Below are 21,370 nucleotides of genomic sequence, written 5' to 3'. Positions count from 1 at the left end.
AACAGCTATAAGAACAAGAGCAATGCACTACGAAACCCGCTTCTGCCCCCACTGCGCCACGGCGCTCGCCCCCATCGTCATGGCCGAGGACGGCGGCGACAAGGAGCGCCTGCGCTGCCCCGCCTGCGGCTGGACGCACTGGAACAACCCCACCCCGGTACTGGCCGCCATCGTCGAGCTGGACGGCAAGGTGCTGCTGGCGCGCAACGCCGCCTGGCCGCCGAAGATGTTCGCGCTCATCACCGGCTTCATGGAGGCGGGCGAGTCGCCCCAGGAGGGCATCGCGCGCGAAGTGAAGGAAGAAACCAACCTCGACGTGCTGTCGTGCCGCATCGTCGGCGCCTACGAGTTCCTGCGCATGAACCAGGTCATCATCGCCTACCACGTCGTGGCGCGCGGCGAGGTCAGGCTCTCGCCCGAGCTGGTGGACTGGCGCCTGTACGACCTGCACGAGCTCAAGTGCTGGCCCGCCGGCACGGGCTATGCGCTGGCCGACTGGCTGCGCACGCGCGGACATGAGCCGGTTTTCTTCACGGCCGAGGAAAATGAGGAGCGCCGGCGCGGGCTGGGCCTGCCGAAGGACTGAAAGACATGGACATCCACAAGGAAATCGATACGCGCGGCCTCAACTGTCCGCTGCCCATCCTCAAGGCCAAGAAGGCCCTGGCCGACATGGCCAGCGGCCAGCTGCTCAAGGTGCTGGCCACCGACAGCGGCTCGCTGCGCGACTTCCAGGCGTTCGCCAAGCAGACGGGCAACGAGCTGGTGGAGCAGCAGACGGTGGGTGAGGAATACGTGCACGTGCTGCGGCGGCGTTGAGGTTGCAAGCCGAATAGGCCACAAACCCTTGCGCAGCAAGCGCAAGTGGCTTCTTTTTTAATAGCGTTTGGATGGCAGCGCTTCCTGGGGCTACGGATGCCGGATGCGCGGTTGGGGCGATAGGGCCTCTCAGTGCCCTGATGTTTCAGTCAGAACCGCTTTTTCAATCCGCGTGACCGCCTCCCCAAACCCCCGCAGCCACCATTCCAGCATCGCGCTGTCCACCACGGTGGCCGAAATCTCCAGCCATTCGTCATCCACCTCCCGCACCTGCTGATCGGTCGAAAGCGGTGTTTCCGTCAGGTGCAGTCCCGCCTCGCGTGTGATGCGGAAGGTGAGTCGCACGCGCTGCCCGTCGCCAAAGACGAAGCGGCCATCGGCCTCGTACTTCGCCAGGTCGAACTCGGGCGGGCGCTCAAAGGTCAGTGTGGACGCCTCGGCCTTGCGGATACGGTGCAGCGCCAGACTGCGCTCGTTGTCGAAGCCCTCGTAGCGGCACGCCAGGTACAGGCGCGGGCCTTGCTGGGCCAGGCCCAGGGGCATGACCTGGGCCTGGCGGCGCTTGCCCTGGGCGTTCTGGTAGTCGATGTGCAGCCAGCGGTTGGCGTACAGCGCCTCGCTCACGGCTTCGAGCACGCCCGGCGCGATCCTGGGCGGCAGCAGTGGCTGGCTGGTGGCGACCACGCGCACCTTGCGCGGCCATTCGCGTTCCAGGGCTGTGTTGGCGCCACCGCCCAGGTTGCGCCGCGCCTGGGCGAAGAAGCCGTCCATGGACTTCATCAGCCGCATGGGCAGCAGGTACTTCAGGTGTTCCTCGGCCAGTTGCAGCAGCAGCGATTCCTGCGGCGTGAGCTGGGCCAGGGCCAGGCCCTGGGCGCGCTCCCGCCAGCGGTAGCCGTAGGGCTTGCTGCGGTCGTCGCGCTCGATATCGAAGTGTTCGCTGAGGATTTCGAGCTGGCGCTGGATGGTGCGTACGTCGCGGTCGAAGCCCGCGTCCTGGAGCTGCTGGTGCAGCTCGCCGGTGGTGATCTTGCGCCCGCGCGGGATGCGGCGCAGCAGCTCGACCATGAGCAGGGCGGTGTCCAGGGTGTCGGGGCGCTTGGGCATGCGGGTCAGTGTGTCACGGGCGTATGGGTGAACGCCCCCCACAGCCGCACCATGCCCCAGGTGTCGAGGTGGCAGTAGGCGAGCAGTTGACGCTCCAGCTCGGCCTTGCGCGCGGCGGTGGCATCGGGGGCGATGGCTTCCAGGTAGGCCTGCTGGGCCGCGCCACCGTCCTGCACGCCGTCGAGCGCGTCGTAGCCGAGGTCGGGGCACAGGGCGGGTAGCACGGCCTTGATGCTCCAGCTTCCCTGCTGGCTCGGGTGGTAGTAGTGTGCGCGGGCGATGGGCAGCAGATCGACGATGCGCGCGTGGATGGCGTGCAGCGCCGGGGCCAGGGCCGGGTAGCGGCCGGCCAGTTCGCGGATGCGGGTGCGCTCGAACGCGGCGTTGTAGACGAAGACCGGGCCGCGCTCGCCGCAGGCGGCGATGAGGGCCTGGGCAAAGGCCTGTGCGGGGTTCTGGCCCGAGAGGTCGAGAAACGCCTGGTGCGTGGCGCGCCCGTTGCGGTTCAGGTGGTGCACGCTGAACTGGAAGGGTATCTGCTGGTAGGGCCGCGTGCCGGGCCACAGGGGCACGGCGAACTGGATGGTTTCAAAGTCGATGAACCAGGCGGGCAGCCTGTGCGCGGCCAGGGCTTGCGCGGCGGCGGGCTGGTCGAAGTAGGGCTGGCCCGACAGGGTGGCGGCCTTGACGCGCTGTTGCGTGGCGTTGAGCAGGTCGTCGGGCACGTCGCGCAGCTCGGTAATGGTGTTTTCCGCAACGTGCGCCTTGAGGAATTTGCCGGGGCGCGGCAGCCAGTGGATGGGGTGTTGGGCCTGCGGCTCCTGGCTGCTGCAATGGGCGTGGAAGCCGCATTCGTAGGGCGACCCGCACTGGCCGCCGGTGGCGATGGGCGGTGCCGTTTCACGGGCCAGCACGGCCTGTGCGTCGGTGATCCAGCCGCGCACTTCGTCGGCGCGGGCGAAGGCTTCTTCGGTCAGGTCTTCTTCCACCAGCAGCCCCCGGTAGTCGCCGTTGCCGGGATAGATGAACTGGTTGTCGATGTGCGCGATGGCGACGGATTGCAGCTTCACGCCGCAGGCGCGGGCGAGGAAGGACTGCACGGCGGCATCGTCGCGGTGGTAGTCCTTCACGGTGGTGGATGACTTCACTTCCACCATGCGCCAGCCGTTGCGGCGTGTCGGCAGCAGCACGTCGGCAAAGGCCAGCGCGCCCTCGGCGCGAAAGCCTGCCTCGAAGATGGGTTGGGCGGATGGCAGCAGCGCCTGGGTGCGCGCGAAGGCGGCGTCGAAGCCCTCGGCCTGCGGGTCGATGAGCGTGCCTTGCTGCTGCGGATCGTAAATCTGGCGCGCGATGTCGCCCACCTGGTGGCCTGCTGCGCGGGTGGCGACGGTGGCGCCGGAGTCTTCGCAGGCGCTGGGCTGGTGGATTTCGAGCCACAGGCGCTTGGGGCACTGGCGCAAGGCCAAGAGCTTGGATTTGGACAGGACGCGCATGGCAGTCAAGGCGCAGGCGGCGTGTGTTCCGCGCAGCGCGGGGTGCGAAAACCGCTGATGGACCGCATCTGGCCGGGCTTGCCGCACTGCTCGCACAGGCGCGCGGACAGGGCCTCGGCCAGGTCGATCATGGCTTGCTGGCGTTCGGTGGCGGGTTCCACGGCAAAGCGCAGCCGTCCCCATTTCTGCTTGACCTGCATGGTGACCGCTTGTGGCGCATCGCCGTGTTCGGTTTCTTGTTGCAGGCGTTCGCACAAGGTGTCGATCAGGTCGAACCAGCCATCGCCGCATCGCAGGCCCCACCCCATGGGGTGGGTTTGCGGGTCGGCGTCGCGGTGCCGGAAGAGCTGCGGGTGGCGCTGGCACAGCAGCGTGTCAAGTTCTGGGGTCATGAATCCCTCGGCGCATCAGGAGACGGTACTTGGCCGCTCGGCAAGCACGATGCCTGCCGCATGAAAACGGGCGAACGTGTCGCCTTCTTCAAAGCGCCACCCCGGCGGCATCTTGGACTTGTAGCCCCACGTGTAGTCGAGGCATTTTTGCTCTTCCTTGGTAATCGTGGCGAGCTTCCAGTGCCTGGCCAGCAGGGCGGCGATCTGTGCATCGGGAGCGCCTTCCTGGATCATTCTTTTGCACTCGGAAATCAGAACGGCGCATGGGACGACATGCTCGGGGTGGGTTGGAACGTCCTGGTGGGCGGCCATCGATCTCCCGGTGAATACGAACTGGGCTTCCGGATGAAGCATGTGCGAGAAAAGCCGCGTGTGAAATCCGGAGCCGCCATGCTCCAGCAGATGGCGGAAGTGGGCAACAAGCAGCGTGCAGGTTTGCAGGACGATGCGGGGTGTCTGGGTTCCTGGGTTTTGCGTGGTCATATCTTGATCTGCTGGTGGCGTATCCGCGCCCCGTGTTGCCGGGTGCGGGCGATGTGGTCGATGGTCTGGATCGGTTGGGGCATGGCGATTTCTTGCGTGGCAGCATCATCCAGCATGGGCGCGACAAAATGTGTCGCTTTCAGCCGTGCATTGAATCGCGGTGATGGTGGTTGGCGCTGGGTATAGTGCGGCCCTGCTTGTAATCAAAAATAATGGAGGGACATAGCCCATGGATTCCCATGCCGATGGTGAAAAGAGGTTTCAGAAGGTCTGGGATTTGCTGCGCAATCCGGTCATTCGGGAAAATCGAATCCAGCGCCGCATGTTGCGGACCCTGACGGCGCAACGCCACAATATTTTCGATGCGCTGGGGGTGGGCCATAAGGAAAACTATCACTCGCGCTTGATTGCCTATCTGTTGGATCCTGTGGCAGAGCATGACCAGGGAGCTGTGTTCCTGAACAGTTTCTTGCGATGGCTGGCTGAAAAACCGGGCGGGCTTCCAGACACGGTGCTCCGGCATGCGGTAGCGGCCCACGTTCAAACGGAAAAGCATGCCGAGGAAGATGGACGTATCGACCTGGTGATTCAATTGTGCGACGGCACAACCATTGCCATTGAGAATAAGATAAACTATTACGAGAGTGAGAGGCAGTTGGAGCGCTATTGGAATTGGCTGCGACGCCGTCGCATGGGTACGGAAAATTTGAGACTGATTTTCTTGACGCCTGATGGGCGCCACGGAATTACTGCCAACGGCAATGAATATGTGCGCATGTCGTATGCGGATCTGGCCATGGTACTCGAAGATGGCTTGGCGGATTGTCCGGAAACCGCTGTTTCACTCAAGGTGACGGTCAATCAATATGTCCGGCTGTGCCATGGCATCTATCGCGCAGCAAAAGGAAGTGAAGAGATGGCTTTGGAGAATAAAAAAATTACCGAATTGCTGCAGGATTCCGGAAATCTGGCAGCGGCTTTGGATGTGCGGGAGCACTTGAAAGGTGTGCTGGATACAATAAAAAAGAGCTTTCGGGAGAATGTGATTTCCGCGCTTGATCAAAAACTGAAAGGCACTGCTGCAGAACGCCAATGGACTGTGGGCATCGCCGTCCAGAATGAAGCATGGCTTGGACTGGTTCCACGAGGAGGCCACCCGGGGTACTGTTGTATCGCTGAATTGAAGTTTGATGGGTCAGAGGGCTACTTTGGCTGGGGGGCGCCAGCGAGGGTGCGAGATGGCTCATCGCCCGTTGCCGCAGAGATTCAAGAAAAATTACGAAGTATTGGATTGAAGCCGGATCTTTGGTGGGGTTGGGTTGGTTGGGCGGATTTGCGTGAAATTTCTCTTCTGCGGCCACTGCTGGATTGGGATTCGGATGGTATTCTGAGAATTCATATTGATAATCAGGGTGAATCACATGATCTGGCTGACGCATTGGCTGATGTAATATGGTCTTGCTTTAAGTCTTGCTACGAGGATTTCCAGAAATTACCCCCTTCATTCGCGGGTGCTGTTCAATAGCACAGGCCAGGCGCCTGAAAGCCCAAGGCGCTCTGAATCCTGGCGGCAGCCGCCGTGGGGCTTGATTTGCGCCCAACTGGAGCCGCCATGGAGCACCGTGATATGCAGCCACTGCCCCGGTTGAAAGAATGCGTTGGCCCATTCCAGCATGGGCCCGAAGCAATGCCGTTCCCACAGTTCCTGTCTTGAAGCGTAGTTATCAACGGGCTCCAGGCACAGTGCGCAGCAATGCCTGTTATCACTGCGGCGGCGTTCCACGATGTCGATGTCGTTCAGCATGTCAATGACCTGGCCCCCATGCCAGATATGAAATGACGTGCCGTTCCTGGAAATGAAACCTTTGATCTGCGGTGTTACGCCCTGGAAGCTCAGTTCCAGGTAGTCCCTGCGCTGCAACGTGATGCGGGGTGGGCGCTGGAAGCGGTGGCGGTTCTGCCCGAGCCAATGCCCGAACGCCTTGCGGAAAAAGGCCTGGGGCATGTTCAGCCGTGTTGAAGGTGCGCCGCAATCCCTTCCAGCGCTTCTTTCGCCCCCAGCGCCAGCTCGATGTCGTTGGGGTTGTGGATGTTCGCCTCATGCAGGTTGATGCGAATCAGCCGGCTGCCGCGTTGCCGCATGCGCTGGCTGAAATGGCGCACGGTGGGCACGGCGCGGCCCGCGCCGATCTCCAGCACCAGCGGGGCCTGGGCGCTGTCCAGCCACAGGTCGAGCAGGGCGCGTTGCTGGTGGCTGCGCGTGGGGTTCCACTGCCAGTCGTCGAACATCAGGATGTTGGGCCGCGCCAGCGCGCCGCAGCGGGGGCACGCGGGCAACTCGCCCGGCCATTGGCACGTGGCCTCGTTCACCTGCGGGTGCAGGTCCGCCGTGGGCCAGAGGAGGCCCTTGCAGTTGGCCGTGCATTGCAGCCGGTGGATGGAGCCGTGGCACTCATACACGCGCGCGGAGGGGAAGCCCGCCTTCTGAAAGTGCCCATCGACGTTGCTGGTGAAGACGAAGCAGCCCTGCGGCATGCGCTGGCCCCAGTCGCGCAGCAGGCCGAGTCCGGCGTGCGGCGTGGTGGCGCGGTACAGGTTGAGGCGGTGGCCGTAGAAGCCCCAGGCGGTGGCGGGGCGTTTGTCGAAGGCGCGGGGCGATGCGATGTCCTCGAAGCGCAGGCGGCTGCGGCCCAGCGCGGGGTAGGCGCGCCAGAAACCGTTGTCGCCCCGGTAGTCCGGCAGGCCGGAGTCGATGCCCATGCCGGCGCCGGCCGCCACCACCATGCATTGCGCGCCGCGTACCCATTCGGCGGCCTGGGCGAGCTTGTCCTGCAGCAGCAGGTCCGGCCCCTCGTAGGCGCTCTCGGTGATGCGCCAACTGCCGTCCGGCGCGTGGCATTCCAGGATGTCGCCGCGCAGGGCGTCGCGCAGCGCCGTGGCGTGGTGGTGGCCGATGCGCAGGCTGCGCTGCAGCGTGGCGATGCCGGGGTCGCGCCGGAAGAGCACGCTCTGGCGGGCGCGCAGGTACAGCGGGTCGTCCCGGCCTGCGGGCGGTGGGTTGGTGGTCATGGTGGCTTCCTGTGAGGGGCCCGGGCTGCGAGGGGCAGCCGGTGTGCCCATCATGGGCCTGCGTGCGACAAGATGCGTCGCATGGCGTGCGCTACAGCAGCACGGGCGCGTCGGGCAGTTCGTTGCCGCCGGGCGCATCGCCGCTGGCGGGGAAGTGTGCCACCAGCAGCGCCGAGACTTCGGCCAGCGCGTCGGTCAGGCCGTCCTCGTAGCGTCCCTGGTGCAGGGCCTGGCCCAGGCGCGCGGCCAGGGCGTGCCAGTCGGCGGCGGGCACGCGCCGGGCCAGGCCCCGGTCGGCGACGATCTCGATGGCGTGCTCGGCCAGCAGCAGGTAGATGAGCACGCCGTTGTTGTGCTCGGTGTCCCACACGCGCAGCTTGCCGAACTGGGTGATGGCGCGCTCGCGCGCGCTGGCGCCGCGCCACAGGTAGGACAGCGGCAGGCCGCCTTCGATGCAGATGCGGACCTGGCCGGTGTGGCGGCGCTCGCTCGCGGCCACGCGCTGGCCCAGGCGGTCGAGCAGGCCGGGCGGCAGGGCCTGGCGCAGGCCGCCTTCGGCCCAGCGGTGGCGCAGCAGGCGGGCGATGCGGTGCAGGAGTGGGGTGTGTGTCATGGGTGCCTCACCAGTCGCCGGAGGCGCCGCCGCCGCCAAAGTCCCCGCCGCCGCCGGAGCTGAATCCGCCCCCGCCCCCGCCGTGGCCCCAGCCGCCGCCTCCACCGCCGTGGCCGCCTCCGCCCCAGATGATGGGCGCGCCGCGTCCGGCGAAAATCCAGGTGTAGAGCAGCGCCGCCAGGCCGGCGCCACCGGCCAGCAGCAGGCTGGACGTAGCGAGAAAGGCGAGTGTGCCCGCGCCGCCGCCCACCACCAGCCCGCCCAGGCGCTGCCCGAACAGCGCGCGCGCCACCGGACCCGCGACCATGACGCCGAAGAACAAGAAGATGGCCAGGTCGGCTCCATCGGTCTCGTCGGTGCCGCCGGATGCGCCCTGTTGCGCGCCCGGCTGCGGCGGCGGCAGCGCTTCGCCTGCGATGCGCGCGCCGAGCTGCTGCACGGCGGCTTGCAGCCCGCCGGCGAAGTCGCCCTCGCGGAAGCGCGGCTTCATCGCGCCGTCGATGATGCGCGCCGCCGCGATGTCGGGAATCGCGCCTTCGAGCGCCTTGGCCACCTCGATGCGCATGCGCCGTTCGTCCTTGGCGACGATGACGAGCACGCCGTCGCCCACGTCGCGCCGGCCGATCTTCCAGGCGTTGCCCACGCGGTTGGCGAAGGTGGCGATGTCCTCGGGCGCGGTGGCGGGCACCATCAGCACCACCACCTGCGCGCCGTGCTGCTGCTCGATGGCGGCGAGCTGCGCCTCCAGCGCCTGGCGCTCGGCGTCGCTCAGCGTGCCGGTCTGGTCGATGGCATGCGCCGTGAGCGCGGGCACCGGACGCAGCGACGGCAGCGGCTGGGCCGTGGCGGGCGCCAGCCCGGCAACTATCAGAAGAATAGCTGCCAGCGCTTGCCAGACAAGGGCGAGAGGCACTTTTTACTTGGAAAAATCGACGGCCGGCGGCGTGCTGATCTGCGCCTCGTTCTGCACCGTGAAGCTGGGCTTGGGCGCGTAGCTGAACGCCATGGCCGTGAGGTTGGTGGGGAAGCTGCGCGCCAGCACGTTGTACTGCTGCACCGCCTCGATGTAGCGGTTGCGCGCCACGGTGATGCGGTTCTCGGTGCCCTCCAGCGTCACGCGCAGGTCGCGGAAGGCCTGGTTGGCCTGCAGGGTGGGGTAGCGCTCGGCCACCACCATCAGGCGGCTCAGGGCGCCGGAGAGCTCGCCTTGCGCCTGCTGGAACTTGTTGAACGCCTCGGGGTTGTTCAGCGTCTCGGGCGTGACCTGGATGGACGTGGCCTTGGCGCGCGCCTCGACCACCTTGGTGAGCGTGTCCTGCTCGAACGCGGCCTCGCCCTTGACGGTGGCGACGATGTTGGGCACTAGGTCGGCGCGGCGCTGGTACTGGTTCAGCACCTCGCTCCAGGCGGCCTTGGTCTGCTCGTCCAGGCGCTGGAAGTCGTTGTAGCCGCAGCCCGTCAGGCCCAGGGCCAGGGTGAGCGTGGCGGCGAGGATGGCGAGAAGGCGTTGCATGGCGGCTCCTCCGGCGCCGGGGAGCGGGCGACAGTGCCTGCGGCGGCCGGGGTGGGGGGATTGTGCAGCAGCCGCGCCGCGCCGCGCACCGCACGCGCTACAGCGCCAGCCCCTTCAGGTACTCGCGGAACGCCTCGCCCACCTGCGGGTGCTGCAGCGCCAGTTCCACCGTGGCTTCCAGAAAGCCCTCCTTGCTGCCGCAGTCGTAGCGCTTGCCCTCGTACTGGTAGGCGTACACGGCTTCGTGCGCCATCAGGCGGGCGATGGCGTCGGTGAGCTGGATCTCGCCGCCCACGCCGCGCGGCTGGCTGCGGATTTCCGCGAAGATGCGCGGCGTGAGCACGTAGCGTCCGGCCACGCCCATGCGCGAGGGCGCCACCTCGGGCGCGGGTTTTTCCACGATGGAGTCGATGCGCAGCAGCGCGCCGCCCGCGGGCTCGCCCTGGACGATGCCGTAGCGGCGCGTGTGCGCCAAGGGCACTTCCTGCACCGCCAGCAGCGAGCGGCCCTGCTTGGCGAACGCCGCCGTCATCTGCGCCATCACGCCGGGGCCGCCAGGCTCGCCGACCATCAGGTCGTCGGCCAGCAGCACGGCGAAGGGCTCCTGGCCCACCAGCGGCTCGGCGCACAGCACGGCGTGGCCCAGGCCCAGGCTGCGCGGCTGGCGCACGAACAGGCAGTTCATGTCGGCCGGGCTGATGCTGCGCACCAGCGCCAGCATTTCCTGCTTGCCGGCCTGCTCCAGCTCGTTTTCCAGCTCGTAGGCGGTGTCGAAGTGGTCCTCGATGGCGCGCTTGCTGCGGCCGGTGACGAACACCATGTCGCGGATGCCGGCCTCGTAGGCCTCTTCCACGGCGTACTGGATCAGCGGCTTGTCCACCACCGGCAGCATCTCCTTGGGCGATGCCTTGGTGGCGGGCAGAAAGCGCGTGCCCAGGCCTGCGACGGGGAAAACGGCCTTGCGGATGCGGGTGGGGTGCATGGAGTGCGCTCCTGGAAAATGAGCTGCTGGCGCTTGTCCTTCAAGGGATTCACATGGTTTTTGCATGCAAACCCGCTTGGGGCAAGCGCGAGCAGCTATCGTTTTTGAATCAACCCAGGCGGGCCAGTTGTTCCTGGATGCGTGCCAGCGTGGCGCCGAAGTCGGCCACGCGCTTCTTCTCCTGCTCCAGCACGGCGGCGGGGGCCTTGGCGCAGAAGGCTTCGTTGCCCAGCTTGGCGTTGGCCTTGGCGATTTCGCCCTGCAGCCGGGCGGCCTCCTTGGCCAGCCGGGCCTTCTCGGCGGCCACGTCGACCTCGACGAACAGCGCCAGGCGCGCATCGCCCACCACCGACACGGGGGCGCTCTGCGCCGCGGCCTGCCACGGCGCCTCGGCGTCGAACACCTTGACTTCGCTGAGCTTGGCCAGGTTCTTGAGCACGTCGGCGTTGGCGCGCAGGAAGGCCGTGGCTTCGGCGCTGTCGCCCACGGCCAGCAGCGGCAGGCGCTGCGCGGGCGATACGCCCATTTCGCCGCGCAGCGTGCGGCAGGCGTCCACCATGTTCTTCAGGCGGGCGACGTAGGCCTCGGCGGCTTCGTCGATCTTTTCCTGCTGGGCCTGCGGGTAGGCGGCCACGGCGATGGAGTCGCCCTTCAGCCCGGCGATGGGGGCCACCACCTGCCACAGCGCTTCGGTGACGAAGGGGATGATGGGGTGCGCCAGGCGCAGGATGGCTTCGAGCACGCGGATCAGCGTGCGGCGCGTGGCGCGCTGCTGGGCGGCGTTTCCGGTCTGGATCTGCACCTTGGCAATCTCCAGGTACCAGTCGCAGAACGCGTTCCAGACGAAGTCGTAGAGCGTGTTGGCCACGTTGTCCAGGCGGTACTCGGCGAAGCCCTTGGCCACCTCGGCCTCGGTCTTCTGCAGCAGCGAGACGATCCAGCGGTCCGCCTGGCTGAAGTGCAGGTATTCGTTGGTGCAGCCCTGGGCGGTGTCGAGCCCGCAGTCCTGGCCCTCGCAGTTCATCAGCACGAAGCGGCTGGCGTTCCACAGCTTGTTGCAGAAGTTGCGGTAGCCCTCGCAGCGCTTGCTGTCGAAGTTGATGCTGCGGCCAAGCGACGCCAGCGCCGCGAAGGTGAAGCGCAGCGCGTCGGCGCCGTAGGCCGGAATGCCTTCGGGGAATTCCTTCTGCGTGGCCTGGCGCACCTTGGGCGCGGTCTCGGGGCGGCGCAGGCCCTGGGTGCGCTTGTCGAGCAGGGGCTCCAGGGCGATGCCGTCGATCAGGTCCACCGGGTCGAGCACGTTGCCCTCGGACTTGCTCATCTTCTTGCCCTGCGCGTCCAGCACCAGGCCGTGGATGTACACGTGCCTGAACGGCACGCGCCCGGTGAAGTGCGTGGTCATCATGATCATCCGGGCGACCCAGAAGAAGATGATGTCGTAGCCCGTGACCAGCACGGAGGAGGGCAGGTACAGGTTGTAGTCGTCGGTGGCCGATTCGCTCTGGTCCGGCCAGCCCATGGTGCTGAACGGCACCAGCGCGCTGGAGTACCAGGTGTCGAGCACGTCGGCGTCGCGCGTCAGCGCCTTGCCGGGGGCCTGCGCCTGGGCCTCGGCCTCGCTGCGGGCCACGTAGACGTTGCCCTCGTCGTCGTACCAGGCCGGGATCTGGTGGCCCCACCAGAGCTGGCGCGAGATGCACCAGTCCTGGATGTTGTTCATCCACTGGTTGTAGGTGTTGACCCAGTTCTCGGGCACGAAGCGCACCTGGCCGCCGGCCACGGCGTCAATGGCCTTTTGCGCGATGCTCTTGCCGGTGGCGTCGCCTTCGCCGGCCTTGTTCATGGCCACGAACCACTGGTCGGTCAGCATGGGCTCGATCACCTGGCCGGTGCGGGTGCAGATGGGCACCATCAGCTTGTGCTTCTTGGTCTCCACCAGCAGGCCCAGCGCCTCCAGGTCGGCCACGATGGCCTTGCGCGCCACGAAGCGGTCCATGCCCTGGTACTTCGCCGGCGCGTTCTCGTTCACCGTGGCCTGCAGGGTGAGCACGCAAACCATGGGCAGGCCGTGGCGCTGGCCCACCTGGTAGTCGTTGTTGTCGTGCGCGGGCGTGACCTTGACCACGCCGGTGCCGAATTCCTTGTCCACGTAGGCGTCGGCGATCACCGGGATCTCGCGGTCGCACAGCGGCAGCTTGACCCTCTGGCCGATCAGGTGCGCGTAGCGCGCATCCTCGGGGTGCACCATCACCGCCACGTCGCCCAGCATGGTTTCGGGGCGCGTGGTGGCCACCACCAGCTGGCCCGAGCCGTCGGCCAGCGGGTAGGCGATGTGCCACAGCGAGCCGTCCTTTTCCTCGTTCTCCACTTCCAGGTCCGACACGGCGGACTGCAGCTTCGGGTCCCAGTTCACCAGGCGCTTGCCGCGGTAGATCAGGCCCTGCTGGTACAGCTTCACGAAGGTCTCGGTCACCACCTTGGAGAGCTTGTCGTCCATGGTGAAGTACTCGCGGCGCCAGTCCACGCTGTCGCCCAGGCGGCGCATCTGCGTGGTGATGGTGTTGCCCGATTGCTCTTTCCACTCCCACACTTTTTTCACGAAATCGGGGCGGCCCAGGTCGTGGCGGCTCACACCCTGCTCCTGCAACTGGCGCTCCACCACGATCTGCGTGGCGATGCCGGCGTGGTCGGTGCCCGGCACCCAGACCGTGTTCTGCCCCAGCATGCGGTGGTAGCGCGTGAGGCTGTCCATGATGGTCTGGTTGAACGCATGGCCCATGTGCAGCGTGCCCGTGACGTTGGGCGGCGGCAGCTGGATGCAGAACGACGGCTGGCCGGCGTCCGCCTGGCCCGTGCCACGCACGCCGGCGGCGCCGTAGCCGCGCCGCTCCCACTCGGGGCCCCAGTGGGCCTCCAGGGCCGCAGGCTCGAAGGATTTGGACAGGCTGTTCAGGCCGGGTTGTTCGATCGTGTCGCTCATGGCAATGAAAAACGGCATCCCGCAGGATGCCGCTGAGGCAGTGGTGTGGAGGAGGGGCGATTTTATCGCCCCTGTGCCGCTCATCATTCAGTAGCTGCCAGCGCTTGTCTGGCAAGGGCTGGAAGCCGATTGGGCTCAAACCCTGGTGCTGGGCACGTACTCGGGCCGGTCGTTCTGCTGCGGCTTCAGGGGCGCGCTGGACTGGCCCTGCGCGCGCTCCGCGCGCCACTGCGCCTTGCGCTGCGTCCAGGCGGCCAGGCGCGCGTGGGCGGTCTGGCTCTCGCGCGCCATCTGGTCGGCGCCGGCCACCTGGGCCGCCAGTTCCAGGCGGATGCCGTTGGGGTCGAAGAAGTAGATGCTCTTGAAGATGTGGTGGTCGGTTACGCCCAGCACCTCGACGCCGTGCGCCTGCAGCCGCGCCTTGGTGTCCTCCAGCGCCTGCACGCTGTCCACGCGGAACGCGATGTGGTTGACCCAGGCCGGCGTGTTGGGCGAGGGCGCGGGCTTCACGTCGTCGCCCAGGTCGAAGAAGGCGATGAACGAGCCGTCGCGCAGGCGGAAGAAGAAATGCGTGTACGGGCAGTACTCGCCCGTGCTGGGCACGTAGTCGCTCTGGATGATGTGGTACAGCGGCAGGCCCAGCAGGTCTTCGTAGAAGTGGCGCGTCTCCTCGGCGTCGCGGCAGCGGTAGGCGAAGTGGTGCAGCTGCTCGATGGCTGCGGGTGCGGGCAGGGCCATGGCCGTCTCCTGGAGTGGGGCTGAAATTGTACTATCCGTAATGAATTTACCTTGTGTGAATTTGCGGCGCCGCCCTGGCCACGCGCCAAAGCACAACGCCCCGGGGTTGCCGGGGCGTTGCCATGTCTTGGCATGAGGCCGGGGGTCAGCGCTTGAGGTACATGTCCAGGCGCCGGGCAGCGTTCTTCAGGTGGTCCTCGGCGGCGCGCGCGGCGGCGTCGGCGTCGCTCGCCTTGATGGCGTCGAAGATCGCCTGGTGCTCCTCCTGCACGGCCTCGATCAGGTCGGTGTGGCGCGTGCGCGTGTTGGTGCGGGCCTGGCGGATCACGCGGCGCGCGCCTTGCTCCAGGTGCGAGCTCAGGGCGATGAAGTGCGGGTTGTGCGTGGCCTCGACGATGGCCTGGTGGAAGGCGAAGTCCTGCTCGTCGCCCAGCCGGTCGTTGGCGATCTCGTACTCCATGCCGATGAGCGCGCGCCGGATCATCTTCAGGTCCTCGGGCGTGCGGCGCGTGGCCGCCAGCCGCGTGGCCGCCACCTCGACGGTGACGATCAGCTCCATCACCAGCGCCAGGCTGTCGCGCTCGTCGATGGCCACGTCCTGCATGCGGAAGGACTGGCGCTGATCGCGCTCCAGCACATAGGCGCCGCTGCCGCGCCGGGTTTCGATGACCCCGTCCGACTTGAGCTGCGACAGCGCCTCGCGCACCACCGAGCGGCTCACGCCGAACAGCTCGCACAGCTCGCGCTCGCTGGGCAGGCGCTCGCCGGGCAGCAGCTCGCCGCGCTGCACCCGCGTGTTGATGGTGGCGGCGATTTCGTCGGGGAGATGCCGTCCGCCCTCCGGCGCGGCGGCAGGCCTGTTGTCGTCTGAGGCGGCAATGGAAGTAAGGGCCATGGGGGTGATGTCTCCGCTGCGGGAAAAGTTGTCAGACATGTTAAACCGGTTCCGCCATTCTCCGTGGATTCACTTGCATGAATCTGATGCCGGCCCTCTAAAGCAGGTAGGCGTGGCATTGGGGCTTACCCTAGGTTCATTGGATTTTCTTTGATTTCATCCTGCCAGACCATTAGACTTTGTGGTCTGACCAGTGCAAATCAATGTCAGACACCTCTGCGGGGCAGGCGGCGGATAGGCCGGCGTCCAGCCCGTGGGAATACGAAACATGGAGACCTGAATGTCCGCAATGTCCAGTGCAAGAAACATCGTGCTCGCCTCCCTCGTGGCGATGGGTGCCAGTGCCCAGGCCGCTCCCCTGAAGATCGGCCTCGTGGAGACCCTGTCGGGCCCGCAGGCCTCCACCGGCCTGATGTTCAAGGCCGCCACGCGCTACGTGATCGACCAGATCAACGCCGGCGGGGGCTGGAACGGCGAGCCGGTGCAGCTCGTCGAGTACGACAACCAGGGCGGCCCGGCCGGCGCGTCGGACAAGGTCAAGGCGGCGCTGGCCGATGGCGTGCAGCTCATCGTGCAGGGCTCCTCGTCGGCCGTGAGCGGCCAGATCACCGAGGACGTGCGCAAGTTCAACCTGCGCAACCCGGGCAAGGAGGTGGTGTTCCTCAACGTCGGCGGCGAGGCGCTGGAGCTGACGGGCGAGAAGTGTCACTTCCACCACTTCCGTTTCAACCCCAACGCCCAGGTGCGCGTGAAGGCACTGGTGTCCGCCATGAAGCAGGACAACGCGCTGGGCACCAAGGTGTATTCCATCAACCAGAACTACTCCTGGGGCCAGGACATGGAGGCCGCCATCGTGGCCAACGCCGCGGCGGGCGGCTACCAGGTGGTCGAGAAGACGCTGCACGACACCAACAAGATCCAGGACTTCGCGCCCTACGTGAACAAGATCGCCGCCTCGAAGGCCGACACGGTGATCACCGGCAACTGGTCCAACGACCTGCTGCTGATGATGAAGGCCTCCAAGGCCGCCGGCCTGACGGCGCGCTTCGGCACCGCCTTCCTCGACCAGCCGGGCAACATCGCCAACGCCGGCGACGCCGCGCTGGGCCACTACGTGGCGCACTCCTTCAACGCCGACGCCAATGGCAAGGACAGCGAGGTGTTCGCCGAGGACTACAAGGCCAAGACCGGCCACTACCCGGTCTACACCGAGGGCCAGACCGTGTTTGGCCTGCAGATGGTGGCGTCCGTCCTCAAGGGCGTGAAGGCGCAGGACGGCAAGCTCAACGTCAACGCCTTCGCCAAGGCGCTGGAGTCGGCCCGGTTCAAGACGCCGCTGGGCGAGTCGGCCATGCGCGCCGACGACCACCAGATTCTGCTGCCCATCGCGGTGTCCAAGGTCAGCAAGGACGCGAAGTTCAAGGCCGACAACACGCCCATGGGCTTCCAGACGGTGAAGCTGTTCAGCGCCCAGGAGGCCGCGGCCCCGGTGCAGGGCAACTGCAGGATGCAGCGCCCGGGCTGATCGCCCGGCCCCGGGGCGCCCGCGCCGCCGCGCGGCGGGCGCCCTGGCCCTTCCCCTTTTCTTCTCCCCTTGGAGCCACCGGGCTCGGCCGCTGCATGCGCGCTTGAAAAAAGGAAAACCCTCATGGAGAACCTGATCGTTTCGCTGCTCAACGGCGTGATCTACGGTTTGCTGCTGTTCATGGTCTCGGCCGGCCTCACGCTCATTTTCGGGATGATGGGCGTGCTCAACTTCGCCCACGCATCGTTCTACATGCTGGGCGCCTATTTCGCCTACGCGCTGCAGGGCAGCCTGGGCTTCTGGGGCGCGCTGCTGGCGTCGCCCATCCTGGTGGGCCTGGTCGGCGTGGTGGTGGAAAAGTACTTCCTGCGCCGCGTGCACCACCACGGGCACGCGCACGAGCTGCTGCTCACCTTCGGGCTGTCGTTCATCATCGCCGAGCTCATCAAGCTGTTCTTCGGCAACTTCCCGGTGGACTACCGCATCCCGGCCAGCATGGACTTCGCGCTGTTCCGCCTGGGCGACGCCAACTACCCCGCGTACCGCATCCTGATGGGCTCGGTGGCGGTGGTCATGTTCGTCCTGGTCTACCTGCTGCTGACGCGCACCCGCGTGGGCATCGTGGTGCGCTCAGCCATCTACAAGCCGCGCATGGCCGAGGCCCTGGGCCACAACGTGCCGCTGGTGTTCATGGGCGTGTTCGGCGTGGGCGCGGCCCTGGCCGGGCTGGCCGGCGCGGTGGCCGGGGCCTTCTACACCACCAACCCGAACATGGCGCTGGAGCTGGGCGTCATGGTGTTCGTGGTCGTGGTGGTGGGCGGCCTGGGCTCCATGGGCGGGGCCATGCTGGCCTCGCTGCTGATCGGCGTCATCACCTCGCTGTCGGTGGGCGTGGACTACAGCCTGGCCGACATCCTGGCCTGGTTCGGCGCGCGCGCCTGGGCCGAGCAGGTGGGCGGGCTGCTCACGCTCAAGCTGTCGAGCATCTCCGCCACGATTCCCTTCGCCCTGATGCTGCTGATCCTCATGGTGCGCCCCTCGGGCCTCATGGGCGAGAAGAGCTGACCCCCGCCAGGAGTGCCAACCATGCAATCGAAACTGTGGATTCCCCTGGCCGTCGGCGTGGCGCTGCTCGTGGCGCTGCCCGCGCTGCTGTCGCAGTCGCTGGTCAACGCCGCCATCCAGATGCTGATCGCCGCGCTGTTCGCCTGCGCCTTCAACCTGGTGTGCGGCCAGGCCGGCATGCTCTCGTTCGGCCACGCCGCGTACTTCGGCGTGGGCACCTTCGCCACCGTGCACGCCATGAACGCCTTCAACGGCGCAGGCCTGCTGCCCACGCCGCTGATGCCGCTGGCCGGCGCCGTGGTGGGGCTGCTCACCGGCATCGCCGCGGGCTGGTTCGCCACGCAGCGCACGGGCACCTACTTCGCCATGATCACGCTGGCCCTGGCCGAGCTGATGCACGCGCTGGCGCCGCACCTCAAGGGCGTGTTCGGCGGCGAGGCGGGCATCTCCGCCATGCGCATGCCGGCCTGGGGCCTGGGCTTCGGCTCGTCCACCGAGGTGTACTACCTCGTGCTGGCCTGGGTGCTGCTGTCGCTGGCGCTGCTGTACCTGTTCACGCTCACCCCCGTGGGGCGGCTGACGCTGGGGCTGCGCGAGAACAGCCAGCGCCTCAGGTTCCTGGGCTACGACGTGCACCGCCTCAACGTCACGGTGTTCGCCATCTCGGCCATGTTCGCGGGTATCGCGGGCGGGCTGCAGGCGCTCAACACCGAGTCGGCCAACTACGTGCTGCTGGAGAGCCACGTCTCGGCCGCCGTGGTGCTCAACAGCTACATCGGCGGCGTCACGGTCTTCCTCGGCCCGGCGCTGGGCGCGGCCCTGATGACCTTCTTCGGCTACGCCGTGTCGGACCTGACGCGCTCGTGGCTGCTCTACCAGGGCGTGCTGTTCGTGCTGGTGATGATGTTCATGCCCACTGGCCTTGCCGGGTTCATCCGCTGGGTCGGCACGGCGCGGCGCGCCCACGGCACCGTGGCGCTGCTGCCCATGCTGTGCGCGGGCCTGCTCGCCGGGCTGCTGCTCACGGCGGGCACGGTGTTCACCGTCGAGCTGCTGCAGCGCTTCTTCTCGCAGGACTACCGCGCCATGGCGGCGCTGAATGCCGGCGCGGGCTGGGCGCCCATCGCCCTGTTCGGGCGCGACTGGCTGCCCACGGCCGTGGCCACCTGGGCTGTGCCGCTGGGCCTGTGGGCCGTGGGCGCGGCGCTGGTGCGCGCCACGGCGCGCCTGTGGCACGCGCTGCAGGAACGCGCCGAGGCCGCCGAATCCCCCACCGCCCAGCAAGGGAGCGCACTGTGAGCCAAAACCCCATGCAACCCATCCTGGCCTTGAGCGGCGTGCGCAAGTCCTTTGGCGACGCCGAGATCATCCGCGGCGTGGAGCTGGAGCTGCGCGCCGGCGAGCGCCATGCCGTGATCGGCCCCAACGGGGCGGGCAAGTCCACGGTGTTCCACCTGATCTCGGGCCACTACGCGCCCACGGGCGGGTGCATCCATTTCGACGGCCACGACATCCAGGGCGCGAGCCCGCAGCACATCAACCGCCTGGGGCTGGCGCGCTCGTTCCAGATCACCAACCTGTTCCCCAAGCTGTCGGTGTACGAGAACCTGCGCATCGCCGTGATGCGCCGCCACGGCGTGCAGCACACGCTGTGGCGCTTCATCGCCGGCTACGCCAAAGTGCGCGAGGAGACCGAGCAGCTCATGGAGCTGGTGCGCCTGGCCGGGCGGCGCGACGCCAGCGCCGGCGAGCTGTCGTACTCCGAGCAGCGCTCGATGGAGATCGGCATGGCGCTGGCCTCGGACCCCAAGGTGATCCTGCTCGACGAGCCCATGGCCGGCATGTCGCACGAGGAGACCGACTACGCGGTCGAGCTCATCAAGACCGTGACCCGGGGCCGCTCGCTGCTCATCGTGGAGCACGACATGGACGTGGTGTTCTCGCTGTGCGACCGCATCAGCGTGCTGGTGTACGGCCAGGTCATCGCCACCGGCACGCCCGAGGAGATCCGCAACAACCAAAAGGTCAAGGAAGCCTATCTGGGCGAGGAGGCCGCAGCATGAGCGCCCTGTTGGCATTGAAGGGCGTGCACGCCCACTACGGCAAGAGCCACATCCTGCACGGCGTGGACTTCCATGTCGCCCCCGGCGAGGTGGTGAGCCTGCTGGGGCGCAACGGCTCGGGCCGCTCCACCACCATGAAGACCATCATGGGCCTGGTGCCCGCCACCGGCGGCGAGATCCTGCTGCAGGGCCGGCGCATCAGCGGCGCGCGCTCGTTCGAGATCTGCCGCGCCGGCGTGGCCTTCGTGCCCGAGGAGCGCGAGGTGTTCGCCAACCTCACCGTGGACGAGAACCTGCGCATGGGCGAGCAGGCCGCGCGCGCCGGCCGCGTGCAGTGGTCGGTGGAGCAGATGTTCGACTACTTCCCGCGCCTCAAGGAGCGGCGCAACACCAAGGCCGGCAGCCTCTCGGGCGGCGAGCAGCAGATGCTGACCATGTGCCGCTCGCTGCTGGGCAACCCGCTGGTGATGCTCATCGACGAGCCCACCGAGGGCCTGGCGCCCAAGATCGTGCAGGTGGTCGGCGAGGCCATCCGCGACATCCACGGCAAGGGCGTGTCGGTGGTGCTGGTGGAGCAGAAGCTGGCCATCGCGCTCAAGGTGTCGAGCCGCGTGTGCGTCATGGGCCATGGCCGCATCGTCTTCGAGGGCACGCCGCACGACCTCACTTCCAACCCCCAACTCATGAAAGATTGGCTCGCTGTATGACGACCGCACCCATTCCCCAGGGCTACCCCGCGGCCCAGCCCTTCACCCCTGCCAGCTACCCCGGCCTGTCGGGCAAGGTGGTGCTGAACACCGGCGCGGGCAGCGGCATCGGCCGCGCCATGGCCCACGCCTTCGCGCGCCACGGCGCGAAGCTGATGCTGCTCGATATCGACACCGCCGGACTGGAGCAGACGCGCGCCCAGTTGCGCGAGGCCTTCCCGGGCGTGGAAGTGCACATCGTGCAGGCCTCTATCGCCGACGACGTGGCCGTGGAGCAGGCCTGCGCCGCCACCGAGGCGCGCTTCGGCCGCATCGACATCCTGCTGAACAACGCCGGCATCTCGATGAACAAGCCCTCGCTGGAGCTCACGCCCGCCGAGTGGCGCCGCGCCATCGACATCGACCTCTCGGGCGTCTTCTACTGCGCGCAGGCCGCCGGCCGGCGCATGGTCGGGCAGGGCGGCGGGGTGATCCTGAGCACCGCGTCGATCTGGGGGCTGTCCACCTCGGCCAACCGCCTGGCGTACTGCGCGGCCAAGGCCGGCGTGGTGTCGCTCACCAAATGCCTGGCGGCCGAGTGGGCGCGGCACCGCATCCGCGTCAACGCCATCTGCCCCGGCTACACGCACACCGCCCTCATGGACGACCTGATGGACAAGGGCGTCATCGACGGTGCCGAACTGTGCGGCAAGACCCCCATGAACCGCCTGGGCCGCCCCGAGGAAATGGCCGAGGCCGCGCTCTACCTGGCGTCCGACGCCGCGGCCTTCATCACCGGCCACGCCCTGGTGTCGGACGGCGGCTGGCTGGCCAACGGCTACTAAGAAGGTGTGAACGAATCCGCCATGCCCGCTCATCCCGCAAAAACGCACGCCCTCGGCGTTGCAAATGCTCGCCATAGCCCACGCTATGGCTGCGCTTTGCGC

Annotated in this window: 22 protein-coding genes; 9 read left to right on the top strand and 13 right to left on the bottom strand. The window is 67.2% G+C overall.

Annotated features, from left to right (window positions below):
- The first annotated feature begins 22 nt into the window (after positions 1–22).
- On the top strand, positions 23–586 hold the full coding sequence (locus YS110_07750; protein UJB64647.1) for an NUDIX domain-containing protein: 564 nt from the start codon (positions 23–25) through the stop codon (positions 584–586).
- 5 nt (positions 587–591) lie between these two features.
- Positions 592–819 carry a sulfurtransferase TusA family protein gene (locus YS110_07745; protein ID UJB64646.1) on the top strand — a complete coding sequence of 76 codons (228 nt, stop codon included), beginning with the start codon at positions 592–594 and terminating at the stop codon, positions 817–819.
- A 129-nt stretch (positions 820–948) separates the two neighbouring features.
- On the opposite strand, the gene YS110_07740 is transcribed toward YS110_07745, so the two are convergent.
- The 4 genes from YS110_07740 to YS110_07725 are packed head-to-tail and all read right to left on the bottom strand — an operon-like array spanning position 949 to position 4,294.
- A complete protein-coding gene (locus YS110_07740) occupies positions 949–1,926 on the bottom strand; it encodes a WYL domain-containing protein (GenBank protein UJB64645.1) in 978 nt (325 codons plus the stop codon).
- A 5-nt stretch (positions 1,927–1,931) separates the two neighbouring features.
- A complete protein-coding gene (locus tag YS110_07735) occupies positions 1,932–3,419 on the bottom strand; it encodes a DUF2779 domain-containing protein (GenBank protein UJB64644.1) in 1,488 nt (495 codons plus the stop codon).
- A gap of 5 nt (positions 3,420–3,424) precedes the next feature.
- Positions 3,425–3,811: a hypothetical protein gene (locus YS110_07730; protein ID UJB64643.1), complete on the bottom strand. Its 387-nt coding sequence runs from the start codon at positions 3,809–3,811 to the stop codon at positions 3,425–3,427.
- Positions 3,812–3,826: 15 nt separating this feature from the next.
- Positions 3,827–4,294, bottom strand: coding sequence for a hypothetical protein (locus tag YS110_07725; protein ID UJB64642.1), 468 nt, complete (start codon positions 4,292–4,294; stop codon positions 3,827–3,829).
- 229 nt (positions 4,295–4,523) lie between these two features.
- Between YS110_07725 and YS110_07720 the strand changes: the two genes are divergently transcribed.
- On the top strand, positions 4,524–5,819 hold the full coding sequence (locus YS110_07720) for a PD-(D/E)XK nuclease family protein (protein ID UJB64641.1): 1,296 nt from the start codon (positions 4,524–4,526) through the stop codon (positions 5,817–5,819).
- On the opposite strand, the gene YS110_07715 is transcribed toward YS110_07720, so the two are convergent.
- From YS110_07715 to YS110_07675, 9 genes are all read right to left on the bottom strand, one after another.
- Positions 5,796–6,299, bottom strand: coding sequence for a hypothetical protein (locus tag YS110_07715; GenBank protein ID UJB64640.1), 504 nt, complete (start codon positions 6,297–6,299; stop codon positions 5,796–5,798). The genes YS110_07720 and YS110_07715 overlap by 24 nt on opposite strands.
- Before the next feature lie 2 nt (positions 6,300–6,301).
- The gene (locus YS110_07710; GenBank protein UJB67393.1) at positions 6,302–7,078 is read right to left on the bottom strand and encodes an NAD-dependent deacetylase; all 777 of its coding nucleotides are present in this window, start codon (positions 7,076–7,078) and stop codon (positions 6,302–6,304) included.
- Between the two features lie 376 nt (positions 7,079–7,454).
- Positions 7,455–7,976 (bottom strand): TPM domain-containing protein, encoded by a 522-nt coding sequence (locus YS110_07705; GenBank protein ID UJB64639.1) that lies wholly within the window; start codon positions 7,974–7,976, stop codon positions 7,455–7,457.
- Between the two features lie 7 nt (positions 7,977–7,983).
- Complete coding sequence (locus YS110_07700) at positions 7,984–8,889, bottom strand: TPM domain-containing protein (GenBank protein ID UJB64638.1); 906 nt, start codon at positions 8,887–8,889, stop codon at positions 7,984–7,986.
- A 3-nt stretch (positions 8,890–8,892) separates the two neighbouring features.
- Positions 8,893–9,489 carry a LemA family protein gene (locus YS110_07695; protein ID UJB64637.1) on the bottom strand — a complete coding sequence of 199 codons (597 nt, stop codon included), beginning with the start codon at positions 9,487–9,489 and terminating at the stop codon, positions 8,893–8,895.
- A 97-nt stretch (positions 9,490–9,586) separates the two neighbouring features.
- Positions 9,587–10,471, bottom strand: a complete 885-nt coding sequence (galU, locus tag YS110_07690; GenBank protein ID UJB64636.1) for a UTP--glucose-1-phosphate uridylyltransferase GalU — start codon at positions 10,469–10,471, stop codon at positions 9,587–9,589.
- Positions 10,472–10,580: 109 nt separating this feature from the next.
- A complete protein-coding gene (locus YS110_07685) occupies positions 10,581–13,451 on the bottom strand; it encodes a valine--tRNA ligase (protein UJB64635.1) in 2,871 nt (956 codons plus the stop codon).
- A 135-nt stretch (positions 13,452–13,586) separates the two neighbouring features.
- The gene (locus tag YS110_07680) at positions 13,587–14,189 is read right to left on the bottom strand and encodes a VOC family protein (GenBank protein UJB64634.1); all 603 of its coding nucleotides are present in this window, start codon (positions 14,187–14,189) and stop codon (positions 13,587–13,589) included.
- Between the two features lie 145 nt (positions 14,190–14,334).
- A complete protein-coding gene (locus YS110_07675) occupies positions 14,335–15,084 on the bottom strand; it encodes a FadR family transcriptional regulator (GenBank protein ID UJB64633.1) in 750 nt (249 codons plus the stop codon).
- A 289-nt stretch (positions 15,085–15,373) separates the two neighbouring features.
- Here YS110_07675 and YS110_07670 point away from each other — a divergent pair, with 289 nt between their 5' ends.
- The 6 genes from YS110_07670 to YS110_07645 all read left to right on the top strand — a co-directional run bounded on the left by YS110_07670 (position 15,374) and on the right by YS110_07645 (position 21,268).
- Positions 15,374–16,609, top strand: coding sequence for a branched-chain amino acid ABC transporter substrate-binding protein (locus tag YS110_07670; GenBank protein ID UJB67392.1), 1,236 nt, complete (start codon positions 15,374–15,376; stop codon positions 16,607–16,609).
- Between the two features lie 123 nt (positions 16,610–16,732).
- Positions 16,733–17,674, top strand: a complete 942-nt coding sequence (locus YS110_07665) for a branched-chain amino acid ABC transporter permease (GenBank protein UJB64632.1) — start codon at positions 16,733–16,735, stop codon at positions 17,672–17,674.
- 21 nt (positions 17,675–17,695) lie between these two features.
- Positions 17,696–18,973: a branched-chain amino acid ABC transporter permease gene (locus tag YS110_07660; protein ID UJB64631.1), complete on the top strand. Its 1,278-nt coding sequence runs from the start codon at positions 17,696–17,698 to the stop codon at positions 18,971–18,973.
- Positions 18,974–18,984: 11 nt separating this feature from the next.
- Positions 18,985–19,737, top strand: a complete 753-nt coding sequence (locus YS110_07655; GenBank protein UJB64630.1) for an ABC transporter ATP-binding protein — start codon at positions 18,985–18,987, stop codon at positions 19,735–19,737.
- A complete protein-coding gene (locus tag YS110_07650; GenBank protein ID UJB64629.1) occupies positions 19,734–20,444 on the top strand; it encodes an ABC transporter ATP-binding protein in 711 nt (236 codons plus the stop codon). The genes YS110_07655 and YS110_07650 overlap by 4 nt, the downstream gene beginning before the upstream one ends.
- Positions 20,441–21,268 (top strand): SDR family oxidoreductase, encoded by an 828-nt coding sequence (locus tag YS110_07645; GenBank protein ID UJB64628.1) that lies wholly within the window; start codon positions 20,441–20,443, stop codon positions 21,266–21,268. Before YS110_07650 ends, YS110_07645 begins: the two co-directional genes overlap by 4 nt.
- Positions 21,269–21,370 lie beyond the last annotated feature (102 nt).

This window comes from Acidovorax sp. YS12 (assembly GCA_021496925.1).
GTDB lineage: Bacteria > Pseudomonadota > Gammaproteobacteria > Burkholderiales > Burkholderiaceae_C > Paenacidovorax.
Note: the sequence above shows the minus strand (reverse complement) of the source record. Positions and strands in the feature narration are given on the sequence as shown.